Source organism: Pseudomonas sp. NFACC24-1 (assembly GCF_900115235.1).
GTDB lineage: Bacteria > Pseudomonadota > Gammaproteobacteria > Pseudomonadales > Pseudomonadaceae > Aquipseudomonas > Aquipseudomonas fluorescens_AA.
Window position 1 is genome coordinate 63,992 of sequence record NZ_FOVS01000003.1, and the last position, 22,844, is coordinate 86,835.

26 protein-coding genes and 1 pseudogene are annotated in these 22,844 nt (G+C 60.4%); 11 read left to right on the forward strand and 16 right to left on the reverse strand.

Features of this window, described 5'->3' with window-relative positions; genetic code table 11:
- Positions 1 to 261: 261 nt before the first annotated feature.
- The 4 genes and pseudogenes from BM317_RS04435 to BM317_RS04450 form a co-directional block, all read left to right on the forward strand.
- Complete coding sequence (locus BM317_RS04435; protein WP_092473225.1) at positions 262 to 552, forward strand: DUF3077 domain-containing protein; 291 nt, start codon at positions 262 to 264, stop codon at positions 550 to 552.
- 202 nt (positions 553 to 754) lie between these two features.
- Positions 755 to 1,045 carry a DUF3077 domain-containing protein gene (locus tag BM317_RS04440; protein ID WP_092473227.1) on the forward strand — a complete coding sequence of 97 codons (291 nt, stop codon included), beginning with the start codon at positions 755 to 757 and terminating at the stop codon, positions 1,043 to 1,045.
- 93 nt (positions 1,046 to 1,138) lie between these two features.
- Positions 1,139 to 1,396 (forward strand): DUF3077 domain-containing protein, encoded by a 258-nt coding sequence (locus BM317_RS04445; RefSeq protein ID WP_256574049.1) that lies wholly within the window; start codon positions 1,139 to 1,141, stop codon positions 1,394 to 1,396.
- Positions 1,397 to 1,513: 117 nt separating this feature from the next.
- Positions 1,514 to 1,702, forward strand: a pseudogene (locus BM317_RS04450) (integrase core domain-containing protein); the annotation flags it as partial.
- Positions 1,703 to 1,946: 244 nt separating this feature from the next.
- On the opposite strand, the gene yghU reads toward BM317_RS04450, so the two are convergent.
- The 5 genes from yghU to BM317_RS04475 form a co-directional block, all read right to left on the reverse strand.
- Positions 1,947 to 2,786 carry a glutathione-dependent disulfide-bond oxidoreductase gene (gene yghU, locus BM317_RS04455; protein ID WP_092473229.1) on the reverse strand — a complete coding sequence of 280 codons (840 nt, stop codon included), beginning with the start codon at positions 2,784 to 2,786 and terminating at the stop codon, positions 1,947 to 1,949.
- Between the two features lie 43 nt (positions 2,787 to 2,829).
- On the reverse strand, positions 2,830 to 3,564 hold the full coding sequence (locus tag BM317_RS04460) for a substrate-binding periplasmic protein (RefSeq protein ID WP_092473231.1): 735 nt from the start codon (positions 3,562 to 3,564) through the stop codon (positions 2,830 to 2,832).
- A 28-nt stretch (positions 3,565 to 3,592) separates the two neighbouring features.
- Positions 3,593 to 4,936 carry a GGDEF domain-containing protein gene (locus BM317_RS04465; RefSeq protein WP_092165055.1) on the reverse strand — a complete coding sequence of 448 codons (1,344 nt, stop codon included), beginning with the start codon at positions 4,934 to 4,936 and terminating at the stop codon, positions 3,593 to 3,595.
- Between the two features lies 1 nt (position 4,937).
- Positions 4,938 to 5,696, reverse strand: a complete 759-nt coding sequence (locus BM317_RS04470; RefSeq protein WP_092165057.1) for a substrate-binding periplasmic protein — start codon at positions 5,694 to 5,696, stop codon at positions 4,938 to 4,940.
- A 123-nt stretch (positions 5,697 to 5,819) separates the two neighbouring features.
- The gene (locus tag BM317_RS04475; RefSeq protein ID WP_092165059.1) at positions 5,820 to 6,815 is read right to left on the reverse strand and encodes an aldo/keto reductase; all 996 of its coding nucleotides are present in this window, start codon (positions 6,813 to 6,815) and stop codon (positions 5,820 to 5,822) included.
- A 112-nt stretch (positions 6,816 to 6,927) separates the two neighbouring features.
- Between BM317_RS04475 and BM317_RS04480 the strand changes: the two genes are divergently transcribed.
- Positions 6,928 to 7,851 (forward strand): LysR family transcriptional regulator, encoded by a 924-nt coding sequence (locus BM317_RS04480; RefSeq protein ID WP_092473233.1) that lies wholly within the window; start codon positions 6,928 to 6,930, stop codon positions 7,849 to 7,851.
- A gap of 229 nt (positions 7,852 to 8,080) precedes the next feature.
- Here BM317_RS04480 and BM317_RS04485 read toward each other — a convergent pair whose 3' ends face one another.
- From BM317_RS04485 to ppk2, 6 genes are all read right to left on the reverse strand, one after another.
- On the reverse strand, positions 8,081 to 8,824 hold the full coding sequence (locus BM317_RS04485) for an SDR family NAD(P)-dependent oxidoreductase (protein WP_092165063.1): 744 nt from the start codon (positions 8,822 to 8,824) through the stop codon (positions 8,081 to 8,083).
- A 187-nt stretch (positions 8,825 to 9,011) separates the two neighbouring features.
- Positions 9,012 to 9,779, reverse strand: a complete 768-nt coding sequence (gene phnE, locus BM317_RS04490; protein WP_092473235.1) for a phosphonate ABC transporter, permease protein PhnE — start codon at positions 9,777 to 9,779, stop codon at positions 9,012 to 9,014.
- Positions 9,776 to 10,603 carry a PhnE/PtxC family ABC transporter permease gene (locus BM317_RS04495; protein ID WP_092473237.1) on the reverse strand — a complete coding sequence of 276 codons (828 nt, stop codon included), beginning with the start codon at positions 10,601 to 10,603 and terminating at the stop codon, positions 9,776 to 9,778. Before BM317_RS04495 ends, phnE begins: the two co-directional genes overlap by 4 nt.
- Positions 10,597 to 11,397 carry a phosphonate ABC transporter ATP-binding protein gene (locus BM317_RS04500; RefSeq protein WP_092165069.1) on the reverse strand — a complete coding sequence of 267 codons (801 nt, stop codon included), beginning with the start codon at positions 11,395 to 11,397 and terminating at the stop codon, positions 10,597 to 10,599. Before BM317_RS04500 ends, BM317_RS04495 begins: the two co-directional genes overlap by 7 nt.
- Complete coding sequence (locus BM317_RS04505) at positions 11,394 to 12,245, reverse strand: putative selenate ABC transporter substrate-binding protein (protein ID WP_092473239.1); 852 nt, start codon at positions 12,243 to 12,245, stop codon at positions 11,394 to 11,396. The genes BM317_RS04500 and BM317_RS04505 overlap by 4 nt, the downstream gene beginning before the upstream one ends.
- 317 nt (positions 12,246 to 12,562) lie before the next feature.
- On the reverse strand, positions 12,563 to 13,480 hold the full coding sequence (gene ppk2, locus BM317_RS04510) for a polyphosphate kinase 2 (protein ID WP_060743179.1): 918 nt from the start codon (positions 13,478 to 13,480) through the stop codon (positions 12,563 to 12,565).
- Between the two features lie 222 nt (positions 13,481 to 13,702).
- On the opposite strand from ppk2, the gene BM317_RS04515 reads away from it, so the two are divergent.
- The 4 genes from BM317_RS04515 to BM317_RS04530 all read left to right on the forward strand — a co-directional run bounded on the left by BM317_RS04515 (position 13,703) and on the right by BM317_RS04530 (position 18,169).
- A complete protein-coding gene (locus BM317_RS04515) occupies positions 13,703 to 14,638 on the forward strand; it encodes a Ppx/GppA family phosphatase (protein ID WP_092473241.1) in 936 nt (311 codons plus the stop codon).
- A gap of 251 nt (positions 14,639 to 14,889) precedes the next feature.
- Positions 14,890 to 15,987 carry a carboxynorspermidine decarboxylase gene (locus BM317_RS04520; RefSeq protein WP_092165073.1) on the forward strand — a complete coding sequence of 366 codons (1,098 nt, stop codon included), beginning with the start codon at positions 14,890 to 14,892 and terminating at the stop codon, positions 15,985 to 15,987.
- 25 nt (positions 15,988 to 16,012) lie between these two features.
- A complete protein-coding gene (locus BM317_RS04525) occupies positions 16,013 to 17,257 on the forward strand; it encodes a saccharopine dehydrogenase family protein (RefSeq protein WP_041476374.1) in 1,245 nt (414 codons plus the stop codon).
- A gap of 411 nt (positions 17,258 to 17,668) precedes the next feature.
- Positions 17,669 to 18,169, forward strand: a complete 501-nt coding sequence (locus BM317_RS04530; protein ID WP_092473243.1) for a GNAT family N-acetyltransferase — start codon at positions 17,669 to 17,671, stop codon at positions 18,167 to 18,169.
- A gap of 84 nt (positions 18,170 to 18,253) precedes the next feature.
- Here BM317_RS04530 and BM317_RS04535 read toward each other — a convergent pair whose 3' ends face one another.
- The 5 genes from BM317_RS04535 to BM317_RS04555 form a co-directional block, all read right to left on the reverse strand.
- A complete protein-coding gene (locus BM317_RS04535) occupies positions 18,254 to 19,042 on the reverse strand; it encodes a nucleotidyltransferase domain-containing protein (protein ID WP_092473245.1) in 789 nt (262 codons plus the stop codon).
- A gap of 96 nt (positions 19,043 to 19,138) precedes the next feature.
- Positions 19,139 to 19,396, reverse strand: a complete 258-nt coding sequence (locus BM317_RS04540; protein WP_092473247.1) for a hypothetical protein — start codon at positions 19,394 to 19,396, stop codon at positions 19,139 to 19,141.
- Between the two features lie 100 nt (positions 19,397 to 19,496).
- Positions 19,497 to 20,252 carry an SIR2 family NAD-dependent protein deacylase gene (locus tag BM317_RS04545; protein ID WP_092473248.1) on the reverse strand — a complete coding sequence of 252 codons (756 nt, stop codon included), beginning with the start codon at positions 20,250 to 20,252 and terminating at the stop codon, positions 19,497 to 19,499.
- A gap of 14 nt (positions 20,253 to 20,266) precedes the next feature.
- Positions 20,267 to 20,746 carry a DUF4760 domain-containing protein gene (locus BM317_RS04550; protein WP_060741778.1) on the reverse strand — a complete coding sequence of 160 codons (480 nt, stop codon included), beginning with the start codon at positions 20,744 to 20,746 and terminating at the stop codon, positions 20,267 to 20,269.
- Positions 20,739 to 21,167 carry a DUF1810 domain-containing protein gene (locus tag BM317_RS04555; RefSeq protein ID WP_092473250.1) on the reverse strand — a complete coding sequence of 143 codons (429 nt, stop codon included), beginning with the start codon at positions 21,165 to 21,167 and terminating at the stop codon, positions 20,739 to 20,741. Before BM317_RS04555 ends, BM317_RS04550 begins: the two co-directional genes overlap by 8 nt.
- A 223-nt stretch (positions 21,168 to 21,390) precedes the next feature.
- On the opposite strand from BM317_RS04555, the gene BM317_RS04560 reads away from it, so the two are divergent.
- Entirely contained in the window at positions 21,391 to 22,191 is an 801-nt protein-coding gene (locus tag BM317_RS04560; protein ID WP_256574033.1) for a DUF3108 domain-containing protein, read from the forward strand.
- Positions 22,178 to 22,843 carry a LuxR C-terminal-related transcriptional regulator gene (locus BM317_RS04565; protein WP_092165087.1) on the forward strand — a complete coding sequence of 222 codons (666 nt, stop codon included), beginning with the start codon at positions 22,178 to 22,180 and terminating at the stop codon, positions 22,841 to 22,843. The genes BM317_RS04560 and BM317_RS04565 overlap by 14 nt, the downstream gene beginning before the upstream one ends.
- Position 22,844: the final 1 nt, after the last annotated feature.

Genomic DNA, 22,844 nt, shown 5'->3' on the forward strand with positions numbered 1-22,844 from the left:
CAGACAGGATTGCAGGCTTTCAGGCCTGCGATTTTGTTTTATGGCAGCTGTGCGTGGGACGTCTTCTGACGTGCCGGTTTCCTTGATTCCCCGGTTTACCAACCTGCGCACAGCTGCCACCCATTCGCTTGGTAACGGATGCGGCAGCTCTTCGAATCAAGGGAGTTGAACAATGCATATCAAAAGATCAAGAAAACGGCCTCATCTGCTCCGCAGCTCCGTATCGCGGTCCCGCTGCATCTCAGTCAGTGGAGACCGCAAATGACCGAACAGGCAGCAGCAAAAACCATCGGCTACACCCCATTCCATTATTGCTCCGATCGTCCGCTGTTCCTCGTTAACGGCGGTGTTCCGTTGAGCGAAGCGTTGCAACAAGCGTCAGATCTCTTGCATCTCGCCTACCGCCTTGCAGAGGATGCCACTTTCGAAAGGAAAACGGACCGTCATGCCTGGGTCGCTCATTATCTAATGGAGATGAGCAAAGCAGTGATTGATGATGTAGTGAAAGTCATGACGGTTAGGCCTGAGGGATCAAAACACTCCAATAGCTAACGGACACATCGAGACAGCAAGCATTAGATTCGCCGGAACGGGGAAAAACGGGGTAGGCCACGATTATGGGGCGGACCGATTACAGGAACTCAAATCGTGGTCTGTCCCCGGTTCCCCATATCAATAGATCAAGAAAACGGCCTCATCTGCTCCGCAACTCTGTATCGCGGTCCCGCTGCATCTCAGTCAGTGGAGATAGCAAATGACCGAACAGGCAGAAGCAAAAACTATCGGCTACACCCCATTCCATTATTGCTCCGACCGTCCGCTGTTCCGCGTTAACGGCGGTGTCCCGTTAAATGAAGCGTTGCAACAAGCGTCAGATCTCTTGCATCTCGCCTACCGCCTTGCAGAGGATGCCACTTTCGAAAGGAAAACGGACCGCCATGCCTGGGCCGCTCATTATCTAATGGAGATGAGCAAAGCAGTGATTGATGATGTAGTGAAAGTCATGACGGTTAGGACTGAGGGATCAAAACACTCCAATAGCTAACGGACACATCGAGACAGCAAGCATTAGATTCGCCGGAACGGGGAAAAACGGGGTAGACCACGATTATGGGGCGGACCGATTACAGGAACTCAAATCGTGGTCTGTCCCCGGTTCCCTTGTCCCCGGTTCCCTCGCGTTAACGGCGGCGTTCCGTTAAATGAAGCGTTGCAACAAGCGTCAGATCTCCTGCATCTCGCCTACCGGCTTGCAGAGGACGCCACTTTCGAAAGGAAAACGGACCGCCATGCTTGGGCCGCTCATTATTTAATGGAGATGAGCAAAGCAGTGATTGATGATGTAGTGAAAGTCATGACGGTTAGGCCTGAGGAATCAAGACACTCCAATAGCTAACGGACACATCGAGACAGCAAGCATTAGATTCGCCGGAACGGGGAAAAACGGGGTAGACCACGATTATGGGGCGGACCGATTACAGGAACTCAAATCGTGGTCTGTCCCCGGTTCCCCTGGGACAACGCCCCGATGGAGCGTTTCTTTGGGAGCCTGAAGTCAGAGTGGGTGCCAGAAGATGGCTACAGCTCGGAGCATGAAGCTCGTGTGGATGTGCAGCGTTATGTGATGCGTTACAACAACGTCAGGCTCCATAGCTACAACGATTACCGGTCGCCGGTAGCTATGGAGAAACTGGCGGCGTGAAACCTTAACTGGTGTCCAGAATTACTTGACCAGTTCAAGCTCGCTCCCACAGGGGGGCGGTGCCAGTCTAGAAATCGAGGTTCATCACCGATCCAATGTGGGAGCGAGCTTGCTCGCGATGACGTCGGCACTCCAGCATCGAGGCCAACTGATCCACCGCTATCGCGAGCAAGCTCGCTCCCACAGGGGGGCTGTGTCAGTTGAGGAATCCAGGTTCATCACCGAGCCGGCGTGCGACCTGGCCTCAGCTCAAATCCCCAGCCCCATGCCGCTCCGGCACCTGGCTCGCCTCATCCCCCCACGTGCGGTTGACCCGCTGTCCGCGCAGGACGGCGGGGCGCTTGGCAATGTCTTCTGCCCAGCGCTGCACATGGGTGTATTCGTGGGCACTGAGGAATTCGGCGGCGCCGTATACGTTGTTGCGCACCAGTTGGCCATACCAGGGCCAGACCGCGATGTCGGCGATGGTGTAGTCGTTGCCTGCCAGGTATTGGCTTTCGCCGAGGCGGCGGTCCAGGACGTCGAGTTGACGCTTGGCTTCCATGGTGAAGCGATTGATCGGGTATTCGAGTTTCTCCGGCGCATACGCGTAGAAATGCCCGAAACCACCGCCCAGGTAGGGGGCAGAGCCCATCTGCCAGAACAGCCAGTTCAGTGTTTCGGTGCGGCCCGCCGGATCGGTGGGCAGCAAGGCGCCGAATTTTTCCGCCAGGTAAAGCAGGATCGAGCCGGATTCGAAGACCCGAATGGCGGGTTCCACGCTGCGGTCCAGCAGGGCCGGGATCTTGGAGTTGGGGTTGATCTCGACAAAGCCGCTGGAGAACTGGTCGCCCTCGTTGATGCGGATCAGCCAGGCATCGTACTCCGCGCCCGTATGACCCAGCGCCAACAGTTCCTCCAGCAGGATGGTCACCTTCACGCCGTTGGGCGTGGCCAGGGAATAGAGCTGCAGCGGGTGCTTGCCAACCGGCAAGGTTTTGTCATGGGTCGGCCCGGCGACAGGGCGGTTGATGCTGGCGAAATGGCCGCCAGACGGGGCGTCGTTTTTCCAGACCTTGGGCGGAACGTAGGACGCTTTACTCATCGGGACATACCTCATCGTTGCTTGCGGTGTGATCCCCCAGAGTCTACCGCTGTTCGTTCATGATGCGTGCGACTTCACCGGAAGCTTTGAGTTCTTCGAATGCGCGCTGGGCCTTGGCGACGACTTCGTCCGACGTGCTCAGGCTGAAGGCCAAGTGGACCCTGTGGGGTTGTTCGTCGAGGGTATAGACCTCTTCCAGAGAAGCGAAATCCACGTGCGCATCCTGGCTCATCAGGCGTGCGGTGTTCTCTGGCATCGGCAGCAATTGGATCTGGCGATTGAGCAGTTTCTGAAAGTTGTCGTGGTTGTTGGCCGAGATGACCAGCCGGGTGAACCCGCGCTGCTGCAGGTAAATCTGCTTGGCGTCGTTTCGCACCACGCCGATGCTGTACTGCTTGGACTGCTCGAGGCTGCTGACGGTGATGTCGCGGTTATCACGCAGTTTATAGAGCCGGCTCGCCACCCGGTGTATTTCACCCACCCATTTGAACAATGTCTCGCGGGCCGGGGTGCGGTCCAGCGGGAAGATCAGTACGTTGGGCTCGTGCAGCGCTTTTTCGTAGGCCCGGGCCCACGGGTACAGCGACAGGCTGTAGTCGGTGAGCTGCGCGCTTCTGAGTGTCTCCTCGGCAATGCGAATGCCCGGCCCGACGACCTTGTCGTCACGCTGATAGGCGTACAAGGAGTCTTCGGTGACGACTTCGATTGTGTCGGCGTGGCTTGCCAGGCTGATCGAGGCGAGTAGCAGGCATGAGCAGAGTGTCAGGCGAATGTGCATATGCAGACCTCTTGGCGCGCGGTGGTCTTTACAGGGCAACGCGGTCGCGTCCCTGGTGTTTGGCCCGGTACAGCGCCTGGTCGGCGCGTTGCAGCAATTGATCGAAATGGTCCATGGTCTCCGGGTCCAGCTCGGCAACGCCGATGCTCACGGTGACGAAAGGCGAGACCTTGGAACCGCTGTGGGGCAGCTCGCGTTCCGCCAGGCTGGTGCGAAAGCGTTGAGCCGCTTGGCAGGCCTGTGCGGCGTCGACATTGGGCAGGACCACGACGAATTCTTCGCCGCCTACGCGGGCGGTCAGTTCGCCTGAGCGGCCGAACACGCTGCGCAGGGTTTCTGCGATCTCTTTCAGGCACAGATCGCCCTGCATGTGGCCGTAGGTGTCGTTGTAGATCTTGAAGAAATCGACGTCACACATGAGTACGGCCAGCGGGGTGTTGTGGCGGATGGCCCGACGAAACTCGATTTCCTTCAATTCGTCGAAGTAGCGACGATTGGCCAGGCCCGTCAAGGCATCGTGACGGGACAGCGCTTCGAGCGACTGGTTGGCCGCCTTCAGTTCCGCGGTGCGTGCCTCCACCAGTTCGGCCATTTGATCGCGGCTGGCGGCCAGGGCCAGTTCGTCCGAATGCTGGCGTTCGAGGTGGGCGTACAGATTGTCCTGGAGTTCATTGACCTGGAATTCCAGCAGGCTCAGTTCGTCCTGGCGATTCACCGCCCGTTGCAGCTTGAGGTGATGTTTGAGGGTATGTGGCGCGAGTTCGCCCAGGTGACGGGCGATATGCACCACATGCACGGTCACCAGGCGGTTGAACATGGTCATGACCAATCCGGCCAGCAGCAGGGACTGGATGAGCTGGGTGATGACGATGCTGCGTGCTTCGCTCCAGAGACGCTCCCACAGCAGGTTGTTGTCGCCTTCGATGGTCAGTTCACCGACTTTCTCATGGGCCCCGGCGTAGGGCTCGGCGATGAGCTGGCGATGCAGCACCGGCACCACGCCCGATTGACCGACGGCGTATCGATTGAGTTCGATGACTTCCGGCGCTTGCCCGGGACGCAGGATGTTCAACACCACGCGCCCCACGGGGGCCGCCGCGGCGACGCTGGTGATTTGCTGGTCGAGGGATTCGCGGTCCAGTTCCCAAATGGCGTAGGCCAAGGTGTTCTGGAACACCTGATCGATCAGGGCCAGCTCCGAATTCATTTCCGCCAGGTTGTTTTCCCAGGCCAGCCAGGTGCGCCAGGTGACCATCGCCAGGGTAAAGAACAGGCAGAACAACAGCGTTGCCAGCACCAGGCGCCGGCCCAGGGAACTGAACGCCTTGGTCGGTGGTGGCTGGGACGCTGCCGTGCGGAAAGAGTCCCCCATGTCATAACCATTTGCGCAGGATGGCGTCGTAGACCCCATTGCGACGGATGGTCTCAAGGCCGGCGCGGAACTTCTCCACCGTTTCGGCCGGCGTCTTGCGGCTGAACGCCATGCTCAGGCCGTCCGGGCTGCTCAGTTCGGGAAGCGCCAGCGAGCGGATCAGCACCTTGTCCGGGTCTTCGCCATTCTGGCGAGTCAGGTACAGCGCGTTGAGCTCGTTGGAAATCCACAGCTCCACGTGATCGACCTTGAGCTTGCGGTAGTTGTGTTCGTACTTGGTGCTCGACTGCAGTTCCTCGCCGATGCGAAAGCCCTTCGAGACCAGGTATTGCTCGCCCACGTCCTGATTGACCGTGGCGATCTGGTGACCATGGGCGTCGGCCAGCGAGTCGAGTTTTACCGGTCGGTCCGCCAGCGAGTAGATGTACCACTGCGTCGGGCCAATGGTGCCCACCCACTGGAAAAGCGATTCGCGAGCAGGCGTGCGGACGATCGAATAGATCAACACATTGCTTTCGTTGAGCGCCAGTTCGTAGGCCCGGGCCCAGGGCATGGGCTGGATAGGCGCGTCCATGCCGACCTCCTTGAGCACGGCCTGGACCACTTCGGTGCTCATGCCGGTCACGCGTCCGTTCTGCGTCATGTTGTAGGGCGGCAGCTCCTCCGTCACGATGCGCAGGGGTGTCTCTGCCGCGCAAGCGCTTGCAGCGAGGAACATCAGGACGCCCCACGTCAGCAGGCGATTCAGCGGCAAACTCATTGATCGTTACCCTATGCAACTGGCAGAGCCCGGCGAAGCCTGGGGCTATTATTGATAGGGTTATCGGCTGGGCTGGCGCCTGCTTGAGTCCGGCCTGTCGAAACCGACAGCCCAGCCGACGGATCAACCGTTCAACAACGTCATGGTCTGCGCCTGGTATCGGTCGCCCGCTACCACACCTTCGCCTGCGAAAATCCCATCCAGCCGGGCCAGTTCGTCAGCGCTCAACACCACTGAAGCCGCCGCCACGTTGCTCTCCAGGTACTTGCGCTGCTTGGTGCCCGGGATCGGAATGACGTGGTCACCCTGGGCCAATACCCAACCCAGGGCCAGTTGCGAGGCGCTGATGCCCTTGTCCGCGGCCAAGGCCTTGACCCGTTCGACCAGCGCCAGGTTGCGCTTGAAGTTGTCGGCCTGGAAGCGCGGGTTGAAGCGGCGATAGTCATCGGCGGCAAAATCCTCCGGCGATTTCAGTTCGCCGGTCAGGAAGCCTCGGCCCAAGGGGCTGTAGGCAACGAACGCAATGCCCAGGCGCTTGCAGGTATCGAGCACGCCATTGTGTTCAGGCTCGCGGGACCACAACGAGTATTCGCTTTGCACCGCCGCCAGCGGATGCACAGCGTGGGCCCGTTGGATGGTCTCGGCGCTGGCCTCCGAGATGCCGATATGGCGGACCTTGCCGGCCTGGACCAGCTCGGCCATGGCGCCGATGGTTTCCTCGACGGGCACTTCAGGGTCGATGCGATGCTGGTAGTAAAGGTCGAGGTAGTCGGTGGCGAGGCGCTTGAGGCTGCCGTCGACCGATTGCCGGACGTATTCGGGGCGGCCGTTGACGCCGCGGGCATGGGGATCGCTGCTGCGCACCAGGCCGAACTTGCTCGCCAGGTACAGGCTTTCACGCTTGCCTCGCAAGGCGCGTCCGAGCAGCTCCTCATTGGTATACGGCCCGTACATGTCGGCGGTGTCGAACAGCGTCACGCCCAATTCCAGGGCGCGGTGGAGCGTGGCAATCGCTTCTGCCTCGTCCACGCCCGTGGTGTAGAAGTCCGACATGCCCATGCAGCCCAGGCCGATGGGCGAAACGTTAGGGCCGTATTGGCCGAGTTGGCGGGTTTTCATGCTGATAGCTCCTGAAGTGAACGACCTGTGCAGTCTCCAGCAAGTGGTTTTCTGGATAAATCCTCGATTATTGGTTTAACTATTCGGGATATCTAAATAATGAGGCGCGACAGTGGACCGATTACAGGCCATGCAAGTGTTCCGGCGTATCGTCGAGCTGGGCGGTTTTGGCAAGGCGGCCGATGACCTTGGGTTACCCCGTGCCACCGTCAGCCTGTTGATCCAGCAGTTGGAAGCCCATCTGGGCGTGCAACTGTTGCAGCGCACCACCCGGCAGGTGCGCGCAACGCTCGACGGTCAAGCGTATTACCAGCGCTGCGGCCAGTTGCTGGACGACCTCGATGACCTGGAAAGTTCGCTGTCGGTGCAACGGAGCCAGCCGCGCGGCACCTTGAAGGTGGACATGCCCATTGCCTTTGGTTGCACCTGGATCCTGCCGCGCCTGCCGGATTTCTATCGCCGCTACCCGGCGTTGCAACTGGACATGGGCTTTCATGACCACCAGGTCCATCTGCAGCGCGAGGGCGTGGATTGTGCAATCCGCGCCGGCACTGTCCTTGATCAAGGGTTGGTCGCGCGGCCCATCGTGCGGCTGCACCAGCTGACCTGCGCCAGCCCCGGCTACCTCGCTCGCGTCGGCACGCCTTGGCGGTTGGAGGACCTGCCGGCGCACCAGGCCATCGGCTTTGCGTCTGGCAATGGACGGTTCTTCCCGTTCGAATTCGAGGTGACAGGGCGGGTGCGCGAAATGCAATTGCCGAGTGAGTTGACCGTCAATAATGCCGACGCTTATGTAACGGCCTGTGAAGCGGGATTCGGCTTGATCCAGGTGCCGCGTTACCACGTGCAGCGGCAATTGGCCGAGGGCAGGCTGGTTGAAGTGTTGAGCGAGTACGGCGTGCCGACATGGCCGATCTCAGCGGTATACCCGCCCCATCGACAGCTGTCGCCCAGGGTTCGGGTGTTTATCGATTGGGTGGTTGAGTTGTTGCAGGGAGAGGCGGATGGGCAACGGGCGTTGATGGAGAGGGCGTAAGGTTGCTGAACCCCTTGGGGAGGACCGACCGCCCTTGTGGCGAGGGGGCAAGCTCCCTCGCCACAGCTCGGCACGAAAGAACGACCAGTGGGAGCGAGCTTGTTCGCGAAGACGGCGACCCGCCCGGCATTGATGTTAACTGGCCCGACCCTATCGCGTTCAAGCTCGCTCCCACAGGGTTACATGCGCAGCCAAACATACTGTCTCTTCTAGCCAGGGCGCGCCGCAATCAACGCAAGGTGTAGCCGCTGTCCACCACCCAGTCCTGACCATACACGCCCCGTGCACCCTGGCCCAATTGGAACAGGATGACATCTGCCACGGCTCCGGGTTCGAGGAATTGCCCGTTCAGCAGGCGCTGGTTGACGGCGCTGGCCACTGAACCCAAAGCCTCTGCATCGAGGCCCAGGGTGCCCCAGATCGGTGTGGAGGTAGGCCCCGGCGAAACCATGTTGAGACGAACGCCAAGAGGCGCCAGTTCAACGGCCAGGGTGCGCATCTGGGCGCGCAAGGCCGCTTTCGATGCAATGTACGCGGCCAACCCCGGGAAGGTGACCTGTTCGAGGAACGTGCCGATGAACACCACGGACGCCTCGGCTGCCAGGTGCTCGCGCAGGCTGCTCAGGGTATTGAGGGCGCCCGCGCCATTGACGGCCCATTGCCTGTCGAAAGCGGCCAGGTCCAGGCCGTCGGCCAGTTGCGCGATTCCCGCATTGGGTACCAGGCAATCCACCGGGCCGATGGAGGCGGCCAGTTGTGCCAGCTTGGCCTGGTCGGTCGCCTGTGTCACGTCGCCGGGCAGCCAGGACAGCCTGTCGCCAAACCGCTCGACCAGTTCGCCGAGACCACCGATCTGTCGCGACATCGCGATCACGTTGGAGCCGCGCTCCAGCAAACGTTGGGTGACGGCTAGGCCAATACCCGAACTGGCACCGGTGACTACACTAAGACCAGGCTTGAATTCATTACTCATGTGGCTTTCTTCCCAAGTTCGCCAAAAGGGGCAGAAGACCTGATCAGAAAGTGTGCCAGTTAATAATGCCTTGTCCGTCAATGGGTTGGCGGTTGTTGGGTTATTTTGACTCGGATGAAGCATGGTCATTAAGACCTGGTTCTTGGTCTTTATGACCAATTTCCTGCTCGTTGCTGTGCAACAGCCTTCAAGCCTTTACCCAACGCTGGCGACTCCAGCCGCTCAACGTATCGACCGCCAGAACCAGCAACAGCATCGCCAGAATCACCGTGCTGCCCTGGGCTTCCTGGAACAGGCTGAGGCTGACATAGAGCATTTGCCCCAGCCCCCCGGCACCGACAAAGCCGAGCACGCTGGCCATGCGGATGTTGTTTTCCCAGCGATACAGGACGTAGGCCAGCAGTTGTGGCAGCAGGTTGGGCAGTGTCCCGTAGCAGAACGCCAATACGGCGTTGCCGCCTTGCAAGCGGATGGCGTCGGCCGGTTCGCAAGGGGTATTTTCCAACGCCTCGGCGAACAAGCGACCGAGTACGCCGGTGGTGTGCAGGGCGAGTGCCAGGGTGCCGGCATTGGGGCCGAGACCGGCGGCCAGGACCATCAGCGCGGCCCACACCAGCTCCGGAACCGCGCGCAAGGCGTTGAGCACCAGGCGCGACGCGCTCTGCAAAGGCCAGCCGAAGCGTCCGGCCGCAGGCAAGGCCAACAGCAGGCCGAACACCGCCGCGAGCAGGGTGCCGAGGGCGGACATGGCAAGGGTTTCCAGAGCGCCGTGACCTATCGCCTTCAAGTGGCCCGGGCTCAGGTCCGGGCTGAGAAAGCGTTGCGCATAAGCCCCCATCCGCTGCAGATTGCCACTGTCGCCGAGCTCGCCCAGGTCGATGCCCAGGTAGGCGAACGAGGCGATGACCGCCGCGCCGATGCAAAGGACCATGACCGTGTTGATCAGGCGATTCATGCCAGCCTCCAGCGCAGCAGGCGGCTGAGTTGATCGGCGAGCAGCACCAGTGCCAGGAACGTCAGCAGCAGGCTGGCCACTTCACCGCCGGCGAACATTCGCAGCGACAGGTCCATTTGCTGGCCCAGCCCTCCGGCACCGACGAAGCCCATCACCACCGAGGCGCGGATCGCGCATTCCCAACGGTACACCGTGTACGACAACAGTTCCGCCGCGACATTGGGCAGGATCCCATAGCCGAAGGCCGCCAGCCGGCTGCTGCCGGACTGCAAGAGCGCGTGGGCCGGGCGCTGGTCCACCGATTCGTAGATTTCCGCGTAGACCTTGCCCAGCATGCCGCTGTAGGTAATGGCAATCGCCAGTACACCGGCCGTTGGGCCGAGGCCGACGGCGCGCACGAAGAGCAAGGCCCAGACGATTTCCGGCACGCTGCGCAAGAAGATCAACAAGCCGCGTACCGGCCAGCGCAGCAGTTGGCCCCAATAGCCCGGATGGCCGGCGCGGGAGGCCGCTGACAGCGATAGGGCGCGGCTGGCCAGCAGGCTCGCGGGCACCGCCAACAGCAACGCCAAGGCCATGCCGGCCGTGGCGATCGCCAGCGTCTGCAAGGTGGCCTGCCACAGCAGTTCCACGAATTCGTCGCCATGGGCGGGCGGCCAGAACGCCGCTACGAACCGGCCCATTTCGCTCTGGCTATCGCTCTTGAGTAGCACGCCGAGGTCCAATTCGCTGAATTGGATGCCTGGCCACAGCAACACAAGCGCCAGCAGACTGAGCAGCAGGCGAGGGCGGGTGGCAGGGTCTCGGGTATCGCGGGTCAGCATCGGGGAATCTGCACGCTCAAGGACGCGGGGGGCGTTGTTGGTGAAGACTGCAGTTGTTCGTTGGCGTAGAGCGTGTCGAGCAACGGACGGTCGACCGCCTCGGTTGGCAAGTCGAACAGGATCTGCCCGTCCCGCAGGCCAATGACCCGGGAAAAGTGCGCCAAGGCCAGTTCCACCGCATGCAGGCTGGCGACCAGGGTGACGTTGTGTTCCCGGGCGTGGCGGCAAAGCACCGAAAGCGTGTGCTCGGCCAATACCGGGTCCATGGCCGAAACCGGTTCGTCGGCCAGCAACACCTCCGGCGCTTGGTACAACACCCGGGCAATGCCCACGCGTTGCAATTGTCCGCCGGACAGCTGCTGGCATTGGGCGAACAGTTTGTCGCCCAGGTCCAACCGGGCCAATGCCGCCCTGGCGCCTGGAATATCCAGCGGGTGCAACAGGTTCAACAGGCTTTTGCCAATGCCCCATTGACCGAGCTTTCCGGCAAGGATCGCCGTTACCACACGCTGGCGCGGCGGCAGGGGCGGCGATTGGTGAATCAGGCCGATGCGCGCGCGCAGGCGTTGACGCTGGCGGGCCGACAGCTGCCAGGCGTGTTCGCCGAGCAGCTGCAGCTCCCCGCTGCCCGGGCGCAGGGCGGTGGCCAGCAGGTTGAGCAGGCTCGACTTGCCAGCGCCGGACGGGCCGATGATGGCGACCTGTTCGCCGGCGCCGATGTGCAGGTCGATGCCACGCAGCGCCTGGACGCCGTTGGCATGGGTAACGCTGACCTGGGTCAGTCGCAGGGTCATTTGAGCAGTTCGGCGGCGCGTGCGGCTTCCTCGATGCCCTTGTAGTTCTCAGGCTTGGTTTCGATGAAGCGGCTGGCGGCTTGCAGGTCGAGGATTTCCTTGTCCTTGGGGTTGGCCGGGTCGAGTGCGAGGAAGGCGGCCTTTATCTTGGCCGCCAACGCAGGGTCGAGGGTTCCGCGCACCGTCCAGTTGTAGTCGAAGTAGGCGGGGGTGGTGGCGAAGACCTTGACCTTGTTCGTGTCGACCTTGCCGGCCGCCACCAGTTTTTCCCAGACGCTGGCATTCAGTACCCCGGCATCCACTTTACCGGCCTGGACCCAGGCGACGGTGGCGTCGTGGGCGCCCGAATAGCCGACGCGGCTGAAGTAGCTCTCTGGCTTGATGCCGTCCTGGAGCATGAAATAGCGCGGCATGAGACTGCCCGATGTCGACGATACCGAACCGAAGGCGAAGGTCTTGCCCTTGAGGTCGGCCAGGGATTTGACGGCGGGGTCGGCGGTGATGAATTTGCTGGTGAATTGGGCGTCCTGTTCGCGCTGGACCAGCGGGATGGCGTTGCCGGTTTTCAGGCGTGCCTGGACGAAGGTGAAGCCCCCCAGCCAGGCCATGTCGATCCGGTCGGTGGCCAGTGCCTCGACCACGGCCGGGTAGTCGCTCACGGGGACGAACTCCACCTTCATGCCGGTTTTCTGTTCCAGGTACGCCCCCAGCGGCTTGAACTTGCGCAGCAGTTCGGTCGGGGCCTCATCGGGAATCGCGCTGACTTTCAGGGTGTCGGCGGCCTGCGCCAGCCAACTGCAAAACGACAGGGCAACACCAGCGGCCAATGCCAGGGACGGCTTGAGCATGGAAGATCTCCGGTAGAGAAAGGCAAGGAATGTCGAAGCATCACGCCCACATGGATGGCGGTACGCCGTTCTGTGAGGGTAGACGAAGGAGAGGGATGTTAACCGTTTCTGGCGGTGAACTCACCCAATCCCCTGTGGGAGCGAGCTTGCTCGCGATAGCGGCGTGTCAGTCACGAACCTTGTCACTGATCCTGCGCTATCGCGAGCAAGCTCGCTCCCACACTGGGCTGTGGCGGGCGGGAGAACCGAGGCCTCGATCGTAAGGCCCTGGCGAACACGAGGTCAGAACCGCTTGTGGGGGGCTTGCCTGGCGGGTCTCAGTAGACCTGGGGCACGATGAGCTCCGGTGGCGTCGGACTGCGGGAGTAGTCTTCCTGGCGTACCCGTTGCGGCAGTTCGATGGTCGGCAGTTCCACCTCTTCATAGGGCATTTGCCCAAGCAGGTGATGGATGCAGTTGAGCCGGGCTTTTTTCTTGTCGTCGGCCTGCACCACCCACCAGGGCGCCTCGGCGATGTGGGTGCGTTCGAGCATGATTTCCTTGGCCTTGGTATAGGCCTCCCAGCGCCGGCGGGACTCCAGGTCCATGGGGCTGAGCTTCCATTGCTTGAGCGGGTCATGGATACGGCTGAGGAAGCGCAGGTGCTGTTCCTGGTCGGAAATGGAGAACCAGTACTTGATCAACTGGATGCCGGAGCGGGCGAGCATCCGCTCGAATTCCGGCACGGTGCGGAAGAACTCTTCGTACTGTTCGTCGGTGCAGAACCCCATGACTTGCTCGACGCCGGCGCGGTTGTACCAACTGCGGTCGAACAGCACGATTTCACCCGCCGCCGGCAGGTGCGAAACGTAGCGCTGGAAGTACCATTGAGTCCGTTCACGGTCGTTGGGAGCGGGCAGGGCGGCGACGCGACACACCCGGGGATTGAGCCGCTGGGTAATGCGCTTGATCACGCCACCCTTGCCGGCGGCGTCACGCCCTTCGAACAGGATCACGACCTTGTGCCCGGTCTTGACTACCCAACTTTGCAGCTTCACCAATTCACCCTGAAGGCGGAACAGCTCGCTGAAATACAGGCGTCGGATTTCTTTCTCGCTGCTATCCGGGGCATGTTCATCGAACAAGGCGTTCAGGTCATGCCCGTCTTCGGAGAGTTCCAGCTCCAGTTCTTCGTCGCTGTGATCGAGCAATTCCCGGTGAATGCGTTGTACCAAGGTGTCCTGGGTGGAAAGCATGATGGAAAACTCGGTCGTGGAGGCGCCATCCACGCTAATTGCAATTTGTTACATAGTAGTGACGGTCATCTGTGCTTCATGTGCTGCCCATGGCTAAAACAGTTACTGGGGTTCAATGGGTGTCATCCAGGTGTCATCGAACCCATGGCAGGATCTTCGCAAACCATCGTGGGATGCCCGCAGCGCTTGTGCCTGCTGGCTGATGAATCAAGGAACACCGCTATGAAAGGCGACGCCCCCCTGTTCGCGGCCATTGACCTGGGCTCCAACGCCTTTCGCCTGATGATTGGCCAGTCGGTCAAGCGCAATCGACAACGGGTGATCCAGGAAGTGAAAACCCTGCGCGAGCCGGTCCGATTGGCCGAAGGCCTGCAAGCCGGGGCCCTGGATGAACTGGCGCTGGATCGAGGCTGGCAAGCCTTGGCCCGATTTGGCAAAAAACTGCGTGGCTTTGAAGCCGGACGGGTACGGGCGGTGGCGACCAGTGCCGTGCGTGAAGCGGCGAATGCCCAATTGTTCCTGGCCAGTGCCGAGCGGCACCTGGGGTTTCGGATCGACGTGCTGTCCGGACATGAAGAGGCCCGGCTGGTGTATGCCGGTGTCGCCCATGCGGTGCCCGGTGTCGAGCGGACGCGACTGGTGGTGGACATCGGCGGAGGCTCGACCGAACTGATTCTGGGGCAGGGTGCTCAGCCGCTGTTGACGGAAAGCATTGCCATCGGCAGCGGCACCTTTGGCGCGCGTTACTTTGCGGGCGGACGCATCACCGCTCAAGCGCTGCTGGAGGCTGAACGCGTGGCCGTCCTGCAGTTTGAAGCGGTGGCGGCGCGTTATCGCGCGCAGGGCTGGCAGCAGGTGATTGGCTCTTCCGGTACGGCGCGGATGTTGGCCAAAGTGCTCAAGGCCAATGGTCTCAATGACGTTGGACAAGGCGGCATTACCTACAGCGGGTTGTTGCGCCTGTCGTTGCGGCTGCTGGAAGTCGGCCATGTCGACCGCCTCAGATTGGCCGGCTTGCAGAGCCATCGCCTGGGCATCCTGCCCGGTGGCCTGGCGATCATGCTGGCGGCGTTCAAGGTCTTCGGTGTTACAGACATGATCGTTTGCGAAGCGGGCCTGAGGTTTGGTGTCCTGCATGACCTGATGCATAAACACTGATCCCCCATGGCCTGTTGTGCAAGGCCGGTTATCCGCGACGGCTCAAAGTCGAGCGTCAGCGCTCTTTGCTTATCCTCCCTTTGCCAGATTCAGCATTTCGTCGCCTGGGCGGCCGGTATGTCCGGTGATCGCAAAGCGTGGTTTTGGATCAGGATGATTGCGCGAACGGGGCTTTTCGCTCTTTCGATCTGCAGTCAGTGAAGGCACAATGCGCATCCTTTTTTGGCTCGCCTTGCCCGGAGGCCTCGAAAATGATCAAAACGCCGTACTACCTCATCGACAAACAAAAGCTGCTGGCGAACATGCAGAAGATCGCCTACGTGCGTGAGCAGTCCGGGGCCAAGGCCTTGCTGGCGCTCAAGTGCTTCGCCACCTGGTCGGTATTCGACCTGATGCAGCAGTACATGGACGGCACCACGTCGTCGTCGCTGTATGAACTCAAGCTCGGCCGGCAGAAATTCGCGGGCGAGACCCACGCCTACAGCGTGGCCTGGGCCGACGATGAGATCGAGGAGATGCTCGCCAACTGCGACAAGATCATCTTCAACTCCATCGGCCAGTTACAGCGCTACACCGAGGCGTCGGCCGGCAAGGTCCGCGGCCTGCGGGTCAACCCGCAAGTGAGCAGCTCCGATTACCTGCTGGCCGACCCGGCGCGACCGTTCAGCCGCCTGGGCGAATGGGATCCGGTGAAAATCGAACAGGTCATCGAGCATATCTCCGGGTTCATGTTCCACAACAACTGCGAGAACGGCGATTTCGGTTTGTTCGACCAGATGCTGGGCACGATCGAGGAGCGTTTCGGTCATCTATTGCATAAGGTCGAGTGGGTCAGCCTCGGTGGCGGCATCCATTTCACCGGTGAGGGCTACGCCCTGGACGCCTTTTGCGCACGGCTCAAGGCCTTCTCGCAGAAGTATGGCGTGCAGGTCTACCTGGAACCGGGCGAGGCCGCGATCACCCAGAGCGCGTCGCTGGAAGTCACCGTGCTCGACACGCTCTACAACGGCAAGCACCTGGCCGTGGTGGACAGCTCCATCGAGGCACACATGCTCGATCTGCTGATCTATCGCCTGAACGCCAAGCTGGCACCGAGCGAGGGTGAACACACCTACATGGTGTGCGGCAAATCCTGCCTGGCTGGGGACATCTTTGGCGAGTACCAATTCGATCGTCCGCTGTCCATCGGCGATCGGCTGTCGTTCATCGACGCAGCGGGCTACACCATGGTCAAGAAAAACTGGTTCAACGGCCTGAAAATGCCGTCCATCGTTGTGAAGCAACTCGACGGCAGCGTCGAGGTGGTTCGCGAGTTTGTTTACGACGACTACTTGTCCAGCCTCTCTTGAGCTGGCGGAAGGAGAAATAAAAAAATTGAAGAAGAACGTACTTATCATTGGTGCAGGAGGTGTCGCCAAGGTGGTGGCCCACAAGTGCGCGCAGCACAACGACGAACTCGGTCGTATTGCTATCGCGTCGCGCAACATCTCCAAATGCCAGGCCATCATCGACAGCGTCAAGGCCAAGGGTAGCCTCAAGCAACCCGCCGACATCAAGGCCTTTGCACTGAACGCTCTGGATGTCGAAGCGACCAAGGCGCTGATTCGCGAAACCGAGTCGCAGATCGTCATCAACGTCGGCTCTGCCTTCCTCAACATGTCGGTGCTGCGTGCCTGCATCGATACCGGCGTGGCCTATCTGGACACCGCCATCCACGAAGAACCGGGCAAGGTCTGCGAGACGCCGCCCTGGTACGGCAACTACGAGTGGAACCATCTCCAGGAGTGCCAGGAAAAGAACATCACCGCCATTCTCGGCGTGGGCTTCGACCCGGGTGTGGTCAATGCCTATGCGGCCCTGGCGCAACAACAGCATTTCGACCGCATTGATTCGATCGACATTCTCGACGTCAATGCGGGCTCCCATGGCAAATATTTCGCCACCAATTTCGATCCGGAAATCAATTTCCGCGAGTTTACCGGACAGGTGTGGAGCTGGCAGGACAGCCAGTGGACCAGCAACACCATGTTCGAGGTCAAGCGTACCGACGACCTGCCAGTGGTCGGCTCGCAGAACCTGTACCTGACCGGTCACGACGAAGTGCACTCGCTGTCGAAGAATCTCGACGTGCCCAACGTGCGTTTCTGGATGAGCTTCGGCGAGCACTATATCAATGTGTTCACCGTGCTCAAGAACCTCGGCCTGCTTTCCGAGCAACCGGTCAAGACCGCCGAAGGTCTGGAAGTCGTGCCGCTGAAAGTGGTCAAGGCCGTGCTGCCTGACCCGAGCTCGCTGGCGCCGGGCTACACCGGCAAGACCTGCATCGGTGACCTGGTCAAGGGCGTCAAGGATGGCCAGCCGCGCGAGATGTTCATCTACAACGTGGCCGACCACGAGGATGCCTACGCCGAAACCGACAGCCAGGGCATTTCCTATACCGCCGGCGTGCCACCCGTGGCTGCGGCCTTGCTGGTGGCCCGTGGCGAGTGGGACGTGCAGCGCATGGTCAACGTCGAAGAGCTGCCTGCCGAGGCGTTCCTCGAGGCGCTGGATGTGATGGGCCTGCCGACACGCATCAAGGACGAACATGGCGACCGTCCCTGGAACCAGAACGCCTGAAGGACTCCAGGCGGGTTCCCCGATAGGAACTGCAGAATCGCTCTGGATTCTGCAGACGATTGAACCAGAAGACTCACCGTCGCGTGAATACCTGGCAATCCGCGGGAAGCCTTGAAGAAATGCTCCGTATCGAAAGGTACGGGGCATTTTTCGTTTAGGGCCCCCATCAAATAACCCCGCGGCGAGGGCGCCTGCTTCACAGGGCGCACGTGGTAGGAGCTGTCGAGCGGAGCGAGGCTGCGATCTTTCCCCTGACACTTGAGTCTCCAAGCGAAAAATCAAAAGATCGCAGGCTTCGCCAGCTCCTACAAAGTGCAGCGGCCCCTAACAAAGGACCGTCCAAGCAGAAAATCTCGTCATGACGATCACTCGACCTTACGATTGCGCTTCACGGCCCAGGAGAAGCAATCAGTGAAACCCTTCAGAATTCGCGAGCTGCAAATGACCGATGTGCAAGCGCTGCTGGCCTTTGAAATCCATAACCGTGAATGGTTCGAGTCGCAGATCGACGCACGGGACCCTGCCTTTTATTCATGGACGGGCGTCACCGAGCACATTGAAGGCTATCTGGCCGATTTCGCCGTGGGCGCCTGGCACCCGTTTGTGATCGAAGACGCCAGCGGGAGAATAGTGGGGCGGGCGAATTTGAAAGGCATTCATTCACCACGCGGTTGCGCCGAGGTGGGCTATCGCATTGATCAACGCGCTTGCGGGCAAGGGCTGGCAACGCAGGCCCTGAAACATCTGATCGAGGCGGCGCGGATGCGTTGGGGGCTTACGCAGTTGGTGGCTTATGTCTATGAGAACAACATCGGCTCAAGGAAGGTCCTTGAGCGATGCGGGTTTGTGCCTGAAGCTCTGTCGGGTAGCGAGGCCGTCGAGGGTGGAGGCCGTTTTGCGCTTTCGATCTAGAACCCGGTTCACGCCGGACAGTGTCAGGAGTCGCTTGTACGTTTTAAATCCGTCCTGGCGAATCGATAAAGCCAATGTCTTGGGTTAATCCCACGTTTCCTTCAGTACTGAGCGAAACAGCTCCGACAGGAGCGGCTCGACTTCCTTACGTTCGCTGCGGGTCGGCTTGACAGCTTCAAGTCGATGCAGCTCCCGCTCAATGAATCTCTGAATAGGCATGATCTGCGGCGAAAGTCCCATTTCTGGCGATGCGCGCTTGATCGCAAGCAAGTCATCAATGGCCCGGTGCAATTCGGGCTCACCGTCGATGACTTGGCGCAGCGCGTCAAACTCGATGGGGGCAGGTTTATTAAAGCGCTCCAGCCACCGTACCGACAGCAATGGCCGCAGGACGTAGAAATATTTTTTCAGCGGTACTTCAGGAGACTGCAAGTACCCCCTGAAATTGGTCTTCGCCATGCTGCGATAATGGTAGATACCGCTTTCAACCGAGTACACCTGCGGTAGCAACGCTTTGGCGCGCTCGTGAAAGGAGCCGGAATGTTCGTAGATGATGGTGGACTGCACCCACTCGACAAACCCCGGATTTGACTTCCAAAACAGTCTCAAGGCCTTGCGCAGATCCCAGCCATTGATGTCCATGTCATCGATGATCGGGTACTCGATGACGTCGCGTTGCTCCTCGAGGCCGACCGAGAGATACCACTCAGGTTTATTGACGTAGATGAAGCGTGCGTCATAGTCACTATTGGGGGACGCGAATCCCCAGGCACGACTGCCTGACTCTACGGCGAGCAGGACCTTCACCTCATGTTCATTTTCAGCACGGCGGAGACGGTCTTGAACTTCTTCGCGAACAGCTATGGAAACCATATGCTCACTCTAATCAGATGAATGTTGTGTGCAATAACACTATTTGTGATGGCGCGACTGTTAAAACCGGGCTATCCAAGTAACAATTTCGACGAATCAATACTGATGCTCCACCGCAGCGTTATAGCGCGACAGCAACTCGTCATAACCGGCCCGTGCTGCGACGAGGTCCTGGTTCAGTTCAGCGGCGTCGGCCCCTGAGGCCCAGTGCTGCTGCAGGCGCCTCAGGACGGCGATCCAATTGCTGGCAGCCAGGTTGATCTGGGTCCACACGGGGCGGCTGTCGTTGGCTGAGCGCAGACGGGGCAGGGCCAGCACGAAGGTACCGGCGTCTGTCCAGGCGGTTGCCAGCATTTGATGCCTGACAAGCAGTTGTTGCGGCGTCAGGGGGGGCGCCTTTGGTCATCGCGTCGAGGGCGTTCTTTGGGATCATGGGCGGGTTTTGCAGGAAGCATCAGCCCAACGCCTCGACCAGCCTCGGCAACCAGTATGTCGCATCGCCCACCAGTGTTTTATCGGAAGCGGCCCCCATCGGTTTGATATTGATATGCACCAGCCAGGCGCCATGCTCGGTTGCCAATGTTGGAATCCGTGCCGCCGGGTAGACCTCTCCAGAAGTGCCAATGGAGAGCATGACGTCGCAGTCACGGGCCGCGCTGAAGGCCAGGTCCAGTTCACGTTCCGGCATTCCCTCGCCGAACCAGACGACATTGGGGCGGATCCGGCCGTCGCAGTGTGGACAACGCGGGGGTTCCAGGCTGTCGCAGTCGGGCCCGACATCCACGGGCAATGCGCCCAGGTAGGGACGATTGCACTGGAAGCAACGGGCGCTGGCCAGATCACCGTGGAGGTGAATCACCTCCTTGGATCCGGCTCGTTCGAGCAGGTCGTCGACGTTCTGTGTGATGACGGTCACGCGGGGCAAGTTCTCGGTCAGCCTGGCGACTGCCCGGTGCGCGTCATTGGGGTGCGCTTGGTTAACCAGCGTTCGGCGCCAGCTGTACCATGCCCATACCCGTGCAGGATCTTTGGCGAAAGCGGCGGGGGTGGCCAGTTTCTTTGGGTCGTAACGTGCCCAGAGGCCGGTCGAAGGATCACGGAAGGTGGAGATACCGCTTTGTGCGGAAATGCCGGCACCGGTAAAAATGGCAAGGTGCCTGGCCGCTCGCAGGCGTTTCACCGTTTCAGCGAAAATGGCTTCTGGATTCACTGTCACAACCCCCGTCAGACCTTAGAGCACTGCTCGCGCAGCCAGTCGAAGTTGCTCCAGTACTTTCGGTCGCCGCCGGGCTGGGCGCGTTTTGTCTCAATGAAAGGGGCAAGTATCTGGTGGCAGTGCTTGATGCTCGGCGCCCAGTTTTCGATGATGATGTGCTTGTTCTTGATCAAGTCGGCCCGCAATAACGCCGCGACGACGTCGTAGTTCGCACAGGTCAGCGAGGCATGCTGGACATGGGTGGCGTCCCATTGGTCATGATGCAGGGTCGACAGCGTGGCGCGAACCGCTTGCCGGGCATCGCGGGCCTGGCTGGCTTGCAGGAACTCGACAATCGAAATGATGCTCTGGGCCTCGGAAGCCTGTTGAGTCGCCTTCAGTTGTGCCGTCAGGATGACCACCTGGCGAACAACCAGGTACATCGACAGCAGGGCCACCAGGGCCACGGCCACCTGTACCACCAACGTCCATGTTTCGTAATTAGACATTTTTTCTCTCTTGCTCCTTCAGTAGTTCCAGTGTTCTTGAGTCGACATTCACCTCACCCTCCAGCGCCTGGGCATACACGCAATGCTCGCCCGCGGCCGCTGCGAACAGCGTCATGCAGGACGCGAATTTCATGGCGTCGAGTGTCCCCAGGAGTTTCTCTACCGCGACGTCCGAGTCCAGGACGGCGCGGGTTGCGCGCTCGAGTCGTGGTCCCAGAAGCGGGTGATGCAAATAGTCGCGCGCCTCTTCCAGATTGCGCAGGCCGTAATAGGTGGCGTTCTCGCTGATACCCAGGCCGCGTAATTGGGGAAAGATGAACCACATCCAGTGGCCTTCCTTGCGGCCGTGCCGTAGCTCGTGCAAAGCGCGGTCATAGGTTGACGCTTGCGCCTGGACAAAGCGCTCCAGTGATTCGGTCATACGAGCCCCTGATACGGTTTCAAGGCTGAAGAATGAAGCGCGTCCAGGCTCGAACAAAATGGTGGCTTTATGATGTCATGGTCCGGCGCGTATCGGTAGTCTCAATCATCCCCCCATCCAGAACGAGGGCAAAGCCTATAGCACACTTGCGCTATAGCGCCGGTCGGCACTCGACCCTAACCTATGGACGCTATCGGCTTTCGACCGGTCGCAACGAGCCTACTTGAACAAGGATCTGTTTTTGAAAAGCACACCTGCCAGAAAGTCCAACATCTGCCCGGCTTATCGCAAGCGCCTCGCAACGGCATTTGCCGTCTCGGCCCTTGTCGCCAGTGGCTGGGGTTCTTTTATCGCCGGTGCGTCGGCTTCCACGGCCAGTGAGACATCCTCGGCGGCTTGCACCAACGAGGCGGATTTCCAGGCCGGGACGGTGGTGGAGTATGAAAGTCGCGACAACCTGTCGCCAGCCACCAGTCGCGGTAAAACCGAGGCGCTCGGGCGCGAGGCGTTTGCCGGCGCCAATCCGGTGGCCTCGGTGCACACGTCGTTCCTGAACAATGCGCCGTTTTTCCTGACGACGACCTTCGCCGAAATCAAGGACGGTCGACTGATTCGTTACGGTGATCGCCATGGTGCCGGGGCATCGTTGATGACCACCATCTACCAGCCTCCCGCTTCCACACCGATTGATCTGCAACCTGGGCAGACCGTCACCGTCAGCTACAAAAACAAAGCGGTGAGCGCCGGGGGAACGGTCGAGTTCGATGTCGTCGAGAAGCTGACTTATAACGGGCGTGAAACGATCAAGACGGCCCTGGGGACGTTTGATACCTGCAAGTTCACCAATGAAATCTCCACGGGCCCGGTTTCGGCCGAGCAGCCGAAACAGGTTGTCGTTGTCCAGAATTGGTTTCCCGCGGACGGACCTTATCGTGGTCAGTCGATCCGATCCGTCACGCCTCCGGCCAATGGCGTTGCGCAGAGAATCAGTGAAGTCGTCAAGATGCAGTATGGGACACGATGAGAGACGCGTCTCGGGTCGGAAGATTTGCCGGATTATCGTGGCAGATGAGCATCCGCTGTTCCGAGAGGGGATGATGGTGTTGCTGGAGCGCCTGATACCTGACGCAGTGATCGAACAAGCAGGCAGCCTGGAGGAAGTACGGACGCTGGCAACGAATGGACAACCTCTCGATACGCTGATTCTTGAAATACGTCTTCCCGGCCTGGGCTCCATCAGCGAGCTCGCGCAGTTGCGCCAGGCACTCAAGCACACCGTGATGATTGTGGTTTCGACCCTGGATGACAGCGATGTCATTGGCCGTGTCATGGCCACCGGTGTGGACGGGTTTGTCGGCAAGAGCCTTTCTCCCGACCAGGTCGGCCAGGCCATCGCCGATATTCGCCGTGGCGAAGTGCTGGTCAAGTACGAGCCTTCGGGCCCGCTCCTACTGGGTTCCGACGATGATATGAGCCGGCTCACGTCACGGCAGCGAGAGGTCTGGCAATTGATCGCCGAAGGCAAGACCAACAAGGAAATCGCCTCAGCGCTTGAGATCTCTCCCTTCACCGTGCGCATTCATGTCTCTTCGTTGATCCGTGCGCTGAACGTTCCCAACAGGGCGGTGGCCGCTGCCCGTTTTGCCGGGCGCGAGGCGCTTCAGACCTTGCGCTAGC